The sequence below is a fragment of the Arthrobacter sp. 35W genome (genome assembly GCF_000482545.1).
Taxonomy (GTDB): Bacteria; Actinomycetota; Actinomycetes; order Actinomycetales; family Micrococcaceae; genus Specibacter.
Window position 1 is genome coordinate 376,632 of record NZ_KI519455.1, and the last position, 13,838, is coordinate 390,469.

A 13,838-nucleotide genomic window follows, 5' to 3' on the forward strand; every position below is an offset into this window, starting at 1 on the left:
GCCCGCCACTCTGGAAGGAGCGGCGGGCCGGCCTGTCGTGCCAGGGACCCGAGGGATGGACTCGTCCGGCTACATGCCCGGCTCCACCAGACCCGTCTCGTAGGCCAGCACCACGGCCTGCACCCGATCGCGCAGCTCCAGCTTGCCCAGGATCTTGCTGACATGGGTCTTGACGGTCTGTTCGGCAATGAAGAGGGTTGCCGCGATCTCCTGGTTGGACATCCCCCGCCCCACCAGCGTCATGACCTCCAGTTCGCGCTCGGTCAGGCTGGCCAACCGCTCCAGCGACGGCGCGGGCCGGCTGCGGGATTTGGCGAACTGCTCGATCAGCCGTTTGGTCACCGACGGGGCCAGCAGGGCCTCCCCCGCGGCCACGATGCGCACCGCTGCGACAAGTTCGTCGGCCAGGGCATCCTTGAGCAGGAAGCCGCTGGCCCCCAGCCGCAGGGCGTCGTAGACATAGTCGTCCACATCAAAGGTGGTCAGCATCAGCACATGCGTGGGCCGCGAGCCGTCGCCGGGGTGCTGGGCGGCCAGGATCTGCTCCGTGGCGGCCAGCCCGTCCATCACCGGCATGCGGACATCCATCAGCACCACATCGGGGCGGTGCAGCGCGGCCATGGCAACGCCCTGGGCGCCGTCCTCCGCCTGCGCAACCACCTCGATGTCGTGCTGGGCGCCCAGCAATGCGGCGAAACCCGCCCGCACCATGGCCTGGTCGTCCACCACGAGGACTCGAATGGTCACTGGAACTCCTTGATTGCTAAAGAAAATGTGGTCAGGCGCCGGGCTCGGCCAGCGGCAGATGCGCACTGACCTGGAATCCGCCGTCGGCCGTGGGCGTGCAGAGGACGGAGCCGCCCACAATGGAGGCCCGCTCGCGCATGCCCATCAGGCCGTGGCCGGCATCGGGACCGCGGTCCAGCTGGGCCATGACGGCGCCCACATCCGAGGGCTCGTTGGCGACCTCCACCAGCAGGTGGCTCCCCTCCACGGCCAGCCGCACGGTGGCGGCGGCCCCCGGGGCATGCCGAATCACATTGCTCAGCGCCTCCTGGACGATCCGGTATGCGGTGAGGCCGATGACCTCCCCCACCACGTCGGCATCCAGCGTGCCCAGCCCCTCCACGGTGACGGTGATGCCGGCGCTGCGGGCCGAGGTGACCAGCAGCCCAAGATCCGCCAGCCCCGGCTGGGGCCCGAGTTCACGGCCGGCGTCGGCGCTGCGCAGGGCGCCAAGCATGGAGCGCATCTCCGACATCGCCCGGCGCGAGGAGGCGGCAATGTCTTCAAACTCGGCCACCAGCGCACTGGACATGTCCGGGTGGCGGAAGGGCGCCGTCGTCGCCTGGACGACGACGGCGGACATGCCGTGGGCCACCACGTCGTGGAGTTCGCGGGCAATCCTGGTCCGCTCCTCCGCGAGCCGGCGCATGGACTGCTCCTCGGCACTGAGCGTGCGCTCGGCCACCAGCTGGAGCCGGATGTTCTGCCACTGCTGGGTGATTACCGAGGCCACCATCAGGCCGCCGGAGACCGAGGCAAAAACCACCACATTGGCTTCGCTGCCCGGCGTCGCGGCCCCCGGAACGCTGCGGTAGATGACGGCGGTGCCCACGGCCACGCTGAGCAGCCACGCGGCGCCGGCCAGCATCCAGTGGCTGCGCAGGCCCGTCACGCACACCACCAGCACCTGGGTCATCATGGCCACCACGCTGAACGGCATGGGCGCGGCACCCATCGGCGTGGCCAGCAGCGGCATCAGGGCCAGCGGCACCAGGGAGGCCAGCATCCCCACGGCCGGCCGGGCCACTGTCAGCGCCAGGGTTCCGGTGTGGGCAATGGCCAATCCCAGCCCGAACACCAGCGGCATTTGGTAGAGGTTGACGTTCAGCGAGGCCCCCACGGCCATCAGGGCCAGGCAGGCTGTGACAAAGCCCAGCCAGGCCCAGCTCGTCTTCTTCAGCCGCATGCTCGGCAGGGCGTTCAGCTGCGCGGTAAGCTGCGCCCGCCGGCTCTCAGGCATCTAGCGCTCCAGGCCGAGGTCCTCGACGGGCAGGGCGGACATGTCCGCCAACGGCCCGCTCTGGGTGTCGCTGCCCGCCGCCGGGCGGCCGTGCCACTGCAGGATCTTCCACGCACCGGCGGGAGACCCCGGGCCGGCCATGGTGCCCTCGAGGATGACGATGCCCGTGTTGTCGAGCTCAAAGTATTTCTTGTCGGTCCAATCCAGATTGCTGGCCCGGCAGCCGGCCCAGAAACGGATCATGGCGCCGTGGCTGACCATGGCCACCGTGCCGCCGTCGGCCGCGTCCTCGGCCCGGCGGACGACGTCGTCAAAGCGCGCCAGAACCTCGGTTCCGGTGTCCGCGCCGTCCATGCGGACATCCGGCTCACCCTGCATCCAGCGCTTCAGGGTCCCCAGATAGGCCATGATCGACGCCGTATCGCCCTTCATCTCCAGCGTGCCGGCGGAGATCTCCCGCAGGCCGGCCTCGATCTGGACCTCCAGGTCCAGCTCCGCGGCCAGCGGTGCGGCCGTGGCCTGGGTGCGCGTCAGCGTGGAGGCATAGATGGCGCCAAGGTGCTCCCCGGCCAGAGCGGTGGGCAGGCCCTCGGCCTGGCGCACCCCCTCCTCGGTGAGTCCGGGGCCGGGAAACGCCGTATCCAGCAGGTTCTCAAGGTTGGACGGTGTTTGGCCGTGCCGGATCAGAATCAGTCGCATCCACCCATTCTCCTTCAGTCCCGTGTCCTTTGGTTCCGTGCCCTTTGGTGCCGGGCCCAGCGGTGCCGTGTCGGCGGGAGCCAGCCGAGGCACTACTGGGACAGCGGCCGTCCGGCCATCTTCTCCAGGCGGGCAATGCGCTCGGCCATCGGCGGGTGGGTCGCGAAGAGCTTCGCGGCCCCGCCGCCCTTGAACGGGTTGGCAATCATCAGATGCGAGGTGTTCACCAGCGACTGTTCCTGGGGCAGCGGCGCCCGCTGGACGCCCAGCTCCAGCTTGCGCAGGGCCGAGGCCAGCGCCAGCGGATCCTCCGTCAGGCGCGCGCCGTCCTCGTCGGCGTCGTACTCGCGGGTCCGGCTGATGGCCAGCTGGATCATCGAGGCCGCCAGCGGTGCCAGGATGGCCATCGCAATCATGGCCAGCGGGTTGGCGTTGCGCCGGTCCCCGCCGCCGAAGAACATCATCATCTGGGCCACAGAGGTGATGACACCGGCGACGGCGGCCGCCACGGAGGAGGTGAGGATGTCGCGGTTGTACACGTGCATCAGCTCATGTCCCAGCACCCCGCGCAGCTCGCGTTCGTTGAGGATGGCCAGGATGCCCTCGGTGCAGCAGACCGCCGCGTTTTGCGGATTGCGGCCGGTGGCGAAGGCATTGGGCGCCTGTGTGGGTGAGATGTAGATGGCCGGCATGGGCTGGTTGGCCTTGACCGAGAGCTCGCGCACGATCGAGTAGAGGCCCGGCGCCTGGGCCTCGGTGACCGGATAGGCCTGCATGGAACGGATGGCGATCTTGTCGCTGTTCCAGTAGCCGTACGCCGTGGTCCCGACGCCGATCAGGGCAAAGATCCACAGCGGCGCGGCGCTGGATGTGCTGGAGGAAATGATGGCGCCGATCCCCAACAGGACCGCCCACAGCACGCCAAAGAGCGCCGCCGTCTTCAAACCGTTGAAATGCTGGTGCACTGCTGTTCTCTCCTCGTTGTTGCCCACGTGCGCAGGTGGTGCCGGTGGGTATTGGGAAAACGAATTGCCACTGCTTGGCGTTCCCGGGCCGGCGGTCGCGGACCGGGGGTCCTTCAGTTGTGTCCCTGCGGCTCAGGGCTGCGGGTGTTTGGCGTCGTAGCGCAGGAAGCCCGGCTGCAGCCGCGCCACCACCCACACTGCCACGATGCACAGCAGTCCGCCGACGACGGCCGCCCAGGGCTCGCCCAGCCATTGCCCGGTGCCGCCGGAAAAGAGGTCCCCCATCCGGGGCCCACCGGCCACCACCACGATGAAGATGCCCTGCAGCCGCCCGCGCAGATGGTCGGGCGTGGCCGATTGCAGGATGGTGGAGCGGAACACGGCACTGACCGAATCGGCGATGCCCGCCACCACCAGCGCGGCCACGGCGCCGACAATCCACGGCGACACCGCGCCGTCGACGGTCCGCCCGCCGGCCAGAATGGCGCCGCCCATCGCAGCAATGGCAGCGCCCCAGAGCGTGATGCTCCAGACCACGGCCAGGCCCTGGCGCCGGACGTGGCCCAGCGGGCCGGAGAACAGCGCGGCCAGGAAGGAGCCTGCGGCAATGGCGGCCAGCAGGATGCCCGCCGTGGATTCACCGCCGCCCAGCCACAGGGCACCGATGGCCGGCAGCAGGGCCCGGGGCATGGCAAAGACCATCGCGCACAGGTCCACCAGGAAGGTCATCCGCACGTTCTTGTGCGTGCCCAGGAAGCGGAATCCCTCCAGCACCGAGCGGAATCCGGCCTTGCGGACCTCCCCCTCCGGCGGCAGCGAGGGCAGCCTGAACAAGGCCCAGAGCGAGGCGGTGAAGGTCAGCACATCCACCGTGTAGGTCCAGCCGTAGCCGACGCCGGCCACCAGGACACCGGCCAGCAGCGGTCCCAGCGTGGTGCCCAGGCCGAAAACGATCATGCTCAGCGCATTCGCGGCCGGCAGCAGCTCCGGGCGGACCAGGCGCGGGATGATGGCGCTGCGGGCCGGCTGGTTGATGCCGGCCGCCGCGGATTGGATGGCGATGAGGCCGTAGAGGATCCAGACATTGTCCAGCCCCAGCCAGGCCTGGACGGCGACGCCGATGGTCACCAGCCACAGCACGGCGGAACTGGCCAGGGCCACGGTGCGGCGGTCGTGGGCGTCGACCACGGAGCCGCCGTACAGTCCGGCCAGCACCAGCGGGATGAGGGCAAAGACGCCGAGCAGACCCACAGACCATGTCGACTGCGTCAGGTCGTACACCTGCAGGCTGACGGCGACGATGGTCAGCTGGGTGCCGATGGAGGATAGTGCCAGGCCGAACCACAGGCGCCGGTAGTCGGGGCTTTCGCGCAGTGGGGTGATGTCGGCCAGGAGTTTACGCACCGACCCAGCCTACCCGCGGGCTCCGCGCCGGATCCCCGGGCGCTCCCCCGCCGGCTCCCGGTGGCTAGACTGGGCGGGAAACGGCCACCAGGGGAAGGTGCAGGCATGCGGGCACATGTGCACTCATCGGCCTTGTGGCGCATCCAGCGTCCCAAGACGCCCCTCACCCCCGGCCATCTGCTCCTGCGTTTGAACGATCCCGCTACGGCGTTCGACGCCGCCTCCGCCGCAGACCTGCTGCATTGCTACAGATTGGCCCGGGCCGCCCTGGGAGCCGTTGCCGGCGCCACCGGGGCGGCACTGTACCTGCCCGTGGACTGGCACCCGGTGGGCGAGGGCCTGGGCGAACCGGCAGCCGAAACCTCCACCCCCACCATCCACCTCTTCGCCGAATGGCCCAGCGCCGGGACCGCCGGAACGGGCTCGGCGGCGACGACGGCGTCCGCCCTGGCGGTGCCGCTGCACCGGCGGAGCGCCGCGACGGCAACCGGCCTCGCCAGTGCCGGTCTGGACACGCTGCCGGGTCTGGACGCGGCCCTGCGCGCACAGATGCGGGCCGCAGACCGTCCCACCCCATCCCGCGTCACCGCCGCCGAAACACCCGGGACCGCGCCGGCGCACCACCGGCCCATCGTTCTGGCCGTGCCGGAGGACGCCGTCTCGCAGGCCCATTGGACGGCTGGGCTGGGTGTGCCCAGCCTGGCGGAGGCGGACCCGCCGCTGCTGCTGGCCATCGGCGAAGCCCTGGCAGGTGCCATGGTCTACCCGCCCGGCAGGCCCGCCGTCGCCGGTCCAGCCACGGCCCCGGCGGAACCACCCTTCCGGCCCACGGGTTTCAGCTGCTGGGCCGTTGAATCCTGGCAGCCCGGCGCCGGCCCCCTGGAGCTGGCAGTCTTTGGCCGCAGCCACCGGGAAACCGTCCATCCACTGGCCATCTTCCTAACGCGCGGCAGCCTCGGACCGATCCCCGCTGGGTAGGCGCCGGCCCGGGAAACCGGTGTCCGGAGGAAAACTTCAGAAGAACTTAGCGTGCCCTTATTGTGAATTACTCAGAATAGGTGGTTGACTGAGGCCATGGAACCGATCATGCACACCGAAGCGGACTGGGCGGCGCAGCTGCACTCCCACGACCGCAGGGTGACCAAGCAGCGGCTGGCCGTTCTGGCCGCCGTCGGGCAGCTTCCCCACGCCACGGCCGAGGCCGTCACCGACGCCGCCCGCGCAACGCTGCAGGCGTTGACGCTGCAATCCGTGTACGTGGTGCTGGCCGACCTCACCGCGCTGGGCATGCTCCGCCGGATCGAACCGCCCAACTCCCCCGCCCGCTACGAAACGCGCACCGGCGACAACCACCACCACGCGATCTGCACCAGCTGCGGCAAGATCGAGGACGTGGACTGCGCCGTCGGCCACGCCCCCTGCCTAACCCCCAGCAGCACGACGATGACCATCAAGATCGCCGACGTCCTTTACCAGGGCATCTGCAGCGACTGCGGCCCCTAGATTTCCGTCGGCACGGCGTGAGGTCTCCCTTCGCCGCCACTGCCAACGGTCAGCCCTTGCAAGGGCACCTCAGCCAAGAAACCCAACAACAGGAGAATCATGACTGCTCATTCGACCACCCAGTCCGGTGCCCCCGTCACCTCGGATGCCCACTCCCAGTCCGTCGGCGCCGACGGTGCCATCGCCCTGACCGACCACTATCTGGTCGAGAAGCTGGCCCAGTTCAACCGCGAGCGTGTGCCGGAGCGCGTAGTGCACGCCAAGGGCGGCGGCGCCTTCGGTACGTTCAAGACCAGCCAGGATGTGTCCACCTACACCAAGGCCGCACTGTTCCAGCCCGGTGTTGAGACCGAGATGCTGATCCGCTTCTCCTCCGTGGCCGGCGAGCAGGGCTCCCCCGACACCTGGCGCGACCCCCGCGGCTTCGCCGTGAAGTTCTACACCACCGAGGGCAACTACGACCTCGTTGGCAACAACACCCCGGTGTTCTTCATCCGCGACGGCATCAAGTTCCCGGACTTCATCCACTCCCAGAAGCGCCTGCCGGGCTCCAACCTGCGCGACGCCGACATGCAGTGGGACTTCTGGACCCTCTCCCCCGAGTCCGCGCACCAGGTGACCTGGCTGATGGGCGACCGCGGCCTGCCGGCCTCTTGGCGTGAAATGCAGGGCTACGGCTCGCACACCTACCAGTGGATCAACGCCGCCGGCGAGCGCTTCTGGGTCAAGTACCACTTCCACACCAACCAGGGCGTGTCCGCCATGAGCGGCGAAGAGGCCGCAACCCTGGCCGGTTCGGATGCCGATTACTACATCCGCGACCTCTACACGAACATCGAAGCCGGCAACTTCCCCTCCTGGGAGCTGCACGTGCAGGTCATGCCGTACGAGGATGCCAAGGACTACCGCTTCAACCCCTTCGACCTGACCAAGACCTGGTCCAAGAAGGACTACCCGCTGATCCACGTCGGCACCATGACGCTGGACAAGAACCCGGAGAACTACTTCGCGCAGATCGAGCAGGCCGCGTTTGCGCCGTCGAACTTTGTGCCCGGCATCGCCGCCTCCCCGGACAAGATGCTGCAGGCCCGCATCTTCTCCTACGCGGATGCACACCGCTACCGTGTGGGCACCAACCACGCCCAGCTGCCGGTGAACGCCCCGAAGAACGAGGTGCACAACTACAGCCAGGCCGGCCAGGGACGCTACCACTTCAACTCCGCGTCCACCCCGGTCTACGCCCCCAACTCCAAGGGCGGCGCCGCTGCCGTTGAGCCCACCACCCCCGGTGGCGGCTGGGAGAACGACGGCGCCCTGACGCTGTCCGCCCACTCCCTGCACTCCGAGGACAGCGACTTCGGCCAGGCCGGCACGCTGTACCGCGAGGTGTTCGACGACGGCGCCCGCGCCCGCTTCCTGGACACCATCACCGGTGCCGTGGGCGGCGTGCAGGATGCCGACATCAAGGAGCGCGCCATCGCATACTGGACCAACGTTGACGCCGAGCTCGGCGCCAAGCTGCGGGCCAACCTGGGCTAGTCCCCAAACGCTCCCCAAGCTCGCACGCTCGCTTGGGGGCCCTCGCGTTTGTGGGCCCACCCAAACGCTCCCCACCGCTTCATCCCGCTGGTCGAGCTCGTCGAGACCCGGTGCCCCGCGCACTTGGTCCCGACGGGCTCGGCCAGCGGCATTTAACGCCATTGTCCACAGACCCCCGGCCCGTGCTGGCATGCGCACTCGCCGCTCCGTAGGATCCACCCATGGACACTTTCACCGGAATCCCCGCCGCAGCCATGGCCTTCTACGCCGAGCTGGAGGAGAACAACAACAGGGAGTGGTGGCTGGAGCACAAGGATGTGTACGACGGCGCCGTGCGGGGGCCTCTGGAGACCCTGTTTGCCGGGCTGGAGCCGGAGTTCGGCCCCGCGAAGATCTTCCGCCCCAACCGCGACATCCGCTTTTCAGCCGACAAGTCCCCCTACAAGACGGCCCAGGGCGCGTTCGCCGCGAACCACGAGGGATTGGGCTACTACCTGCAGATCAGTGCCGATGGCCTATTGGTGGGTGCCGGCTGCCACTCGTACTCCCCCGCCCAGCTGGCCCGCTACCGCTCCGCCGTCGACGCCCCGGTCAGCGGCGTCGAACTGGCCGACGTCGTCGACGCCGTGGCGCAGGCCGGTTTCAGGATCGAGGGCGAAATGCTCAAGACCGTCCCCCGCGGCTTCGACAAGGAGCACCCGCGGGCGGAACTGCTCAAGCACAAATCCCTCTCCGCTGCCGTGATGCTCGGCCAACCCGGCTGGATGGACAGCCCCGCCGCCCAGGGGGAAGTTGCAGCGCTCTGGACCCAATTGCGCCCCCTGGTCGAGTGGATGGCCGCGCACGCCGCCCCTTAACCCCAACTGGGTGACACTTATGACACATTCCGAGGCCCGGATCGTGCGATAACTGTCACCCAGTTGGGCACAGAGCTGGGCTGCTAGCTGGGGGTGCCGAACTCGCGGATGGTGATTCCGGTGAAGGTGGCGGGGCCGCCATCGGTGTAGAAGGAGATCCCGGTGTCGCCGTCGGCGAAATGCACTTGCTGCGAAAGAACTGTGTGACCGGCGTTCACGAACACCTCGACGCTCTGCGTATCGACAAAGATGCGCAGGTGGACCGATCGTGCGTTGGCGTCGATGGGCGCGGCAGCACGCGTGTAGGGCACGAGCGAGAAGCCGCTCTGGTTCGACGGCGCGCGGTCGACGTACAGCTCGTTTCCATACTTGCCGATGTTTGTGTGGCGGGAACCGTCCCAGGACCGGCCGACCGAGACGCCGACGTTCGCCGCTGTGTCCCACGAGACGTCGAACTCGAGCTCGTAGGCGCGCCCGGTCCACGGAAGCAACGAGCTTCCCGAGACGGTGCGGTCTGGGATCGTGGTGGCTGCGGTGGCGTATCCCGCGAGCGCCGGGACCGGAGTGCTGAGCAGGCCGTACCGGCCGCCAGGCTGGGACTCGAGCCGCAGTTCCCGCACGATGGAGTTCTGCCCGTTGTACCCGTCGGATGCATCGGTGGGTACGTCGCGGGCTGCATACTTCCAGTTGTTCATCCATGCGATGGCGAGGCGCTTTGTCTCTGGCGCTTCGTGCGACGGCCACGTCACGGCCGCGTACCAGTCCCATCCCCAGTCGAGCCACTGCGGTGTGAGGTCACCGGCGGTGAACGTGGTGCCGTTCCAGGAACCCATCCAATAGGCGTAGGTCATCGGCAGGTCGACGCTGTAGGCATCCATGCTCGCCCCGAACACCCAGTGCCGCGTGCCATCGCCAGCGGTCATCTCGAACAGATCTGGGCATTCAATTCCGCCAAGAGCATGGTTCGGGTAGTCAAAATTGGATTTCCACTGCCAATCCAGCAGGTTCGGCGAGGTGTAGAAGGCCGCGTAGCGTGCCCGTCCAATCACGCACACCCATTCGCCGCGTGCCGCGTCCCAGTGGATCTTGGGGTCGCGGAACCACTCTGCGTTTTCAATCTCGGCGGCTGTCGTGGCCGTGCGACCGTCGGTGTTGATGATCACCGGGTCGGCCAGGGCTGTGAAGGTGGAGCCACCGTCGGTCGACCAGTAGAGGTACTGCTCTTGATATTTGCGGATCCCATCGGTCGGCTGGGTCGCGAGTGCGACCACCGCCCCGGCACCGAAGCCGGCAGTGTTGGCGGTGTCGACGACGGCGGACCCCGACCACACCGGGAAGTCGGGCTGCAGGGGCATCACTACGCCGTGGTGCGTGTAGGCCACCCCGTCTGTGGTCGTCGCGTGGTCCCAGCCGCCCTGGCCGTTGTTCTGCCCGGAGTGCAGGTAATAGAGCTGATAGGCGCCGTTGGTGTACACCGGACGCTGCGGGTCGCACAGCCAGCCGGAGGGTGGGGTCATGTGGTAGACCGCCCGAAGGGAGGTCTGGGCGTGCGCGGCAATGGGCACCGCGCCGCCCATGAAAAGGGCAAGTGCCCCGGCTCCTGCCCCGTGCAGGACAGTGCGTCGCGAGATCTCGTAGGTCATGAAGTGGTTTCCTCTCAAGCATTCGGCGGTGATGGAGGCACATTGACGGGAAATGGCATCGACAAGGTTTTGCAGCCAACGCCGCACTTTTTCCCGGGTGAAGAACACGAACCGATGATCACGGCCATGCCGTGCCGCGCTGTCCAAGCTCGCAGCGGCTCATCGGTACACAGGACGATAATGCGACTTCCTCGCTGTGGTCAAGCGTTTAATCACCCGACACCTGATGTGGACCCCAAGGGAGCGGTGCACCCCTAACGCTTTTCTGGAGCGGTCCCCGGGAACGGAAAACAAACTTTGCTAAAACGCTTGACCAGTTGTGTGACGCACGATACTTTTAGATCCGATCAAACGTTTTAGCAGAATGGACACCAGAGCCGATGAACCGCTCAGTTTTCTTCCAACCCGCAGACAGCTGGGTTGGAGACCTCATCCCCTTCGAGAAGGACGGTGAGTTCTGGCTTTTCTACCTCCACGAGGTCCGCAGCGACCCCAAGCCGGGCACCTCATGGAATCTCGTCACAACAAAGGACCTTGTCAGGTTTGAGGACCAGGGTGTTGCCCTGCACCATGGCTCCGAGAGTGATGCCGATTTCAACGCGTACACGGGCAGCATCGTGTGCGACCAGGACGGCATCCACCGCCTGTTCTACACGGGACAGAACCCGCAGCACCTCGGCTCCGACGGGGCGCCGCTGCAGCTAGTCATGCAGGCCACCAGCACCGACGGAATGCAGACCTGGGTCAAGCACCCGGAACTGACCTTCGGTGCGCCGGCAGGCTACGAGTCCGGCGACTGGCGGGACCCCTTCGTCTTCCGCGATGAGGAGGCCGGACTGTGGCGGATGCTGCTGGCCGCACGGCACGCAGCGGGCCCAGACCGCCGCCGCGGCGTCATTGCCCAGTGCGTTTCCACCGACCTGGAGACCTGGGTGCACACCGAACCATTCTGGGATCCGCGGCGGTACATCACCCACGAATGCCCGGACGTGTTCGCCTGGGGCGACTGGTGGTACCTCGTCTACTCGGAGTTCTCGGAATCCTTCACCACCCGCTACCGAATGGCCAAAAGCCCCACCGGACCGTGGACGGTGCCCGAACGTGACAGCGTCGATGGGCGCGCCTTCTACGCCTCAAAGACGGCCGAACGGGATGGCCGCCGGTTCTTCTTTGGCTGGATCGCCAGCAAAGAGGAAAACCAGGACGACGGCGCCTGGCAATGGGCCGGAACGATGTCCGTTCTGGAAGCACGCCAGAATCCCGACGGAACACTGGCCTTCGCCTTGGCGGAGGAACTGGTTGAGAGCTTCTGGGAGGAAATCCCTGCAACGTTTGGCCGCAGCCTCCCGGCAACGATGGATGTTCCGGACGGGTACTCGTCCCTTGTCTCCGAGGAGGTCCTGCCCTCGCAGTTCTACGCCAAGACGGTTCTGCAGATCGGCGCTGGCACCACGGAATGCGGCCTGCTGCTGCGCTCCAGCGCCGACGGAGACGAGTCCTACGTCATCCGTCTGGAACCCAAGCGCGGCCGCATGGTTTTCGACAGGTGGCCTCGGAAAGCCACCGGCGACGCGCAGTGGAACGTCTCCGGCGACGTACCGTTTGAGATCGAACTCGAGCGCCCATGCGACCTCGGCCCCGGCGAACACACCCTCGAAGTCGTCGTCGACGGCGATCTCTGTGTCGCCGTCGTGGACCGCCAGGTGGCACTGAGCACCCGCATCTACGACCGGCCTCAGGGCCGGATCGGAGTCTTCGTCGGGGAAGGCTCAGCCACCATCACAGACCTTGAAATACGCAAGCGCACCGACAACTAAACACCTGCACCCATATTCCGTTCCAATCGAAGGAGATTGACCCCATGATGAAAATGATCCGAACGGCCGCTGTGGCAGCGGCCACGGTCCTCGCCCTGGCCGCCTGTGGCGGCGGCGGGTCCGCCAGCTCGTCCAATGTGAACCCCACCGGCGAAATCAAGCCGCGCGAGATTTCATGGCTGCTGTCCCGCCCCGCTGACGGCGCGGTGATCAACATCATGAAGCAGATCGCTGCTGACTACGCCAAGGACCACCCCGGCTTCGAACTGAATCTGATCACCACCCCGGACCGGCCCTCCTACATCCAAAAGCTGGAGACGTTGGCCGCGGCGAACAAGCTCCCTGAACTCTTTGATACGGATGCGACGCCGTACGCCCAGCAGCTGGCAAAGCAGGGCAAGATGGTGGACGCCGAGAAGCTCCTGAAGGACCTTGGCGTCTACGACAACTACCGGTCCAACGCGCTGGACTACCAGCGCTTTGATGACGGGTCCCTGTACATGATCCCGTTCCAGTTTGAGCTGGAGTTCGTCTGGTACAACAAGAAGCTGTTGCAGCAGGCCGGCGTCGCCGCTCCGACGTCGCTGGATGACATCCCGGCGATGTGCACGTCCCTGCGCAATGCCGGCATCACGCCGATCGCCCTCAATGGGCAGGACCAGTGGCCCCTGGAGCGGTACATGGCCTACCAGCCGTTCCGAGCTGCCGGACCGGACTTCATCCAGAAGCTGAAGAGGGGCGAGGCAAAGTTCTCCGACCCGGCGGGCCAGAAGGCTGTGGAGTGGATGGCCGCGCTGGGCAAGGCCAAGTGCTTCCAGGATGGATTCTCCTCCCAGGGCTACTCAGATGCCCAGAACCTGTTCACGTCCGGCAAGGCGGCCATGTACAACATCGGCACCTGGGAGCTCCCCAGCCTGGCGACCGACAAGCTCAACCCGACGGTCCGCGATGATGTCGACTTCTTCACCCTCCCCACCACCCAGGGCTCCGTCACCGCCGCCAACGAGTACGTCTCCCCCTCCGGCATCGGCATGGCGGTGAATGCCAAGACGTACGACCCCCTCGTCAGCGATTTCCTGAAGTTCGCCCTGAAGAAGTACCCCGCGGCCTATGCAGCCACCGGCGCTCTCTCGCCGACGGTCGATGCACAGACCGAGATCCCGGCGAATGCCTCCCCCCTGTTCACGAAGGCCCTCGACCAGGCCAAGGATCTGGGCGGCCAGCAAGCCATGCCATGGGACACCCAGCTCGACCCGACGACCAACGGCCGGCTGCAGCAGGAGCTCGTGCTCCTTGTCCAGGGCGACATCACACCCGAGGAGTTCACCACCACGATGGACAAGACCATCGCGCAGAACGCCCCGAAGTTCTTCAAATAGCCACAA

At 67.0% G+C, this 13,838-nt stretch carries 12 protein-coding genes; 6 read left to right on the forward strand and 6 right to left on the reverse strand.

What is annotated here, in order from left to right; all coding sequences use genetic code 11:
* Positions 1-69 precede the first annotated feature (69 nt).
* The 5 genes from K254_RS0113895 to K254_RS0113915 form a co-directional block, all read right to left on the reverse strand.
* On the reverse strand, positions 70-747 hold the full coding sequence (locus tag K254_RS0113895; protein WP_026555874.1) for a response regulator: 678 nt from the start codon (positions 745-747) through the stop codon (positions 70-72).
* 31 nt (positions 748-778) lie between these two features.
* On the reverse strand, positions 779-2,026 hold the full coding sequence (locus K254_RS23310; protein ID WP_035750200.1) for a sensor histidine kinase: 1,248 nt from the start codon (positions 2,024-2,026) through the stop codon (positions 779-781).
* On the reverse strand, positions 2,027-2,725 hold the full coding sequence (locus tag K254_RS0113905; protein WP_026555875.1) for a histidine phosphatase family protein: 699 nt from the start codon (positions 2,723-2,725) through the stop codon (positions 2,027-2,029).
* Positions 2,726-2,817: 92 nt separating this feature from the next.
* The gene (gene htpX / locus K254_RS0113910; protein WP_026555876.1) at positions 2,818-3,690 is read right to left on the reverse strand and encodes a zinc metalloprotease HtpX; all 873 of its coding nucleotides are present in this window, start codon (positions 3,688-3,690) and stop codon (positions 2,818-2,820) included.
* A gap of 132 nt (positions 3,691-3,822) precedes the next feature.
* Positions 3,823-5,094 (reverse strand): MFS transporter, encoded by a 1,272-nt coding sequence (locus K254_RS0113915; RefSeq protein WP_026555877.1) that lies wholly within the window; start codon positions 5,092-5,094, stop codon positions 3,823-3,825.
* Positions 5,095-5,199: 105 nt separating this feature from the next.
* Here K254_RS0113915 and K254_RS0113920 point away from each other — a divergent pair, with 105 nt between their 5' ends.
* From K254_RS0113920 to K254_RS0113940, 4 genes are all read left to right on the forward strand, one after another.
* The gene (locus K254_RS0113920) at positions 5,200-6,072 is read left to right on the forward strand and encodes a hypothetical protein (RefSeq protein ID WP_026555878.1); all 873 of its coding nucleotides are present in this window, start codon (positions 5,200-5,202) and stop codon (positions 6,070-6,072) included.
* Between the two features lie 96 nt (positions 6,073-6,168).
* Positions 6,169-6,597: a Fur family transcriptional regulator gene (locus tag K254_RS0113925; RefSeq protein ID WP_026555879.1), complete on the forward strand. Its 429-nt coding sequence runs from the start codon at positions 6,169-6,171 to the stop codon at positions 6,595-6,597.
* Positions 6,598-6,696: 99 nt separating this feature from the next.
* The gene (locus tag K254_RS23315; RefSeq protein ID WP_035750582.1) at positions 6,697-8,136 is read left to right on the forward strand and encodes a catalase; all 1,440 of its coding nucleotides are present in this window, start codon (positions 6,697-6,699) and stop codon (positions 8,134-8,136) included.
* A 221-nt stretch (positions 8,137-8,357) separates the two neighbouring features.
* Positions 8,358-8,993, forward strand: coding sequence for a DUF2461 domain-containing protein (locus K254_RS0113940; protein ID WP_026555880.1), 636 nt, complete (start codon positions 8,358-8,360; stop codon positions 8,991-8,993).
* Positions 8,994-9,076: 83 nt separating this feature from the next.
* Here K254_RS0113940 and K254_RS0113945 read toward each other — a convergent pair whose 3' ends face one another.
* The gene (locus tag K254_RS0113945; protein WP_026555881.1) at positions 9,077-10,636 is read right to left on the reverse strand and encodes a glycoside hydrolase family 32 protein; all 1,560 of its coding nucleotides are present in this window, start codon (positions 10,634-10,636) and stop codon (positions 9,077-9,079) included.
* Between the two features lie 380 nt (positions 10,637-11,016).
* Here K254_RS0113945 and K254_RS0113950 point away from each other — a divergent pair, with 380 nt between their 5' ends.
* Both K254_RS0113950 and K254_RS0113955 read left to right on the forward strand, forming a co-directional pair.
* Positions 11,017-12,453, forward strand: a complete 1,437-nt coding sequence (locus K254_RS0113950) for a glycoside hydrolase family 32 protein (RefSeq protein ID WP_026555882.1) — start codon at positions 11,017-11,019, stop codon at positions 12,451-12,453.
* A gap of 44 nt (positions 12,454-12,497) precedes the next feature.
* The gene (locus tag K254_RS0113955) at positions 12,498-13,832 is read left to right on the forward strand and encodes an ABC transporter substrate-binding protein (RefSeq protein ID WP_026555883.1); all 1,335 of its coding nucleotides are present in this window, start codon (positions 12,498-12,500) and stop codon (positions 13,830-13,832) included.
* Positions 13,833-13,838 lie beyond the last annotated feature (6 nt).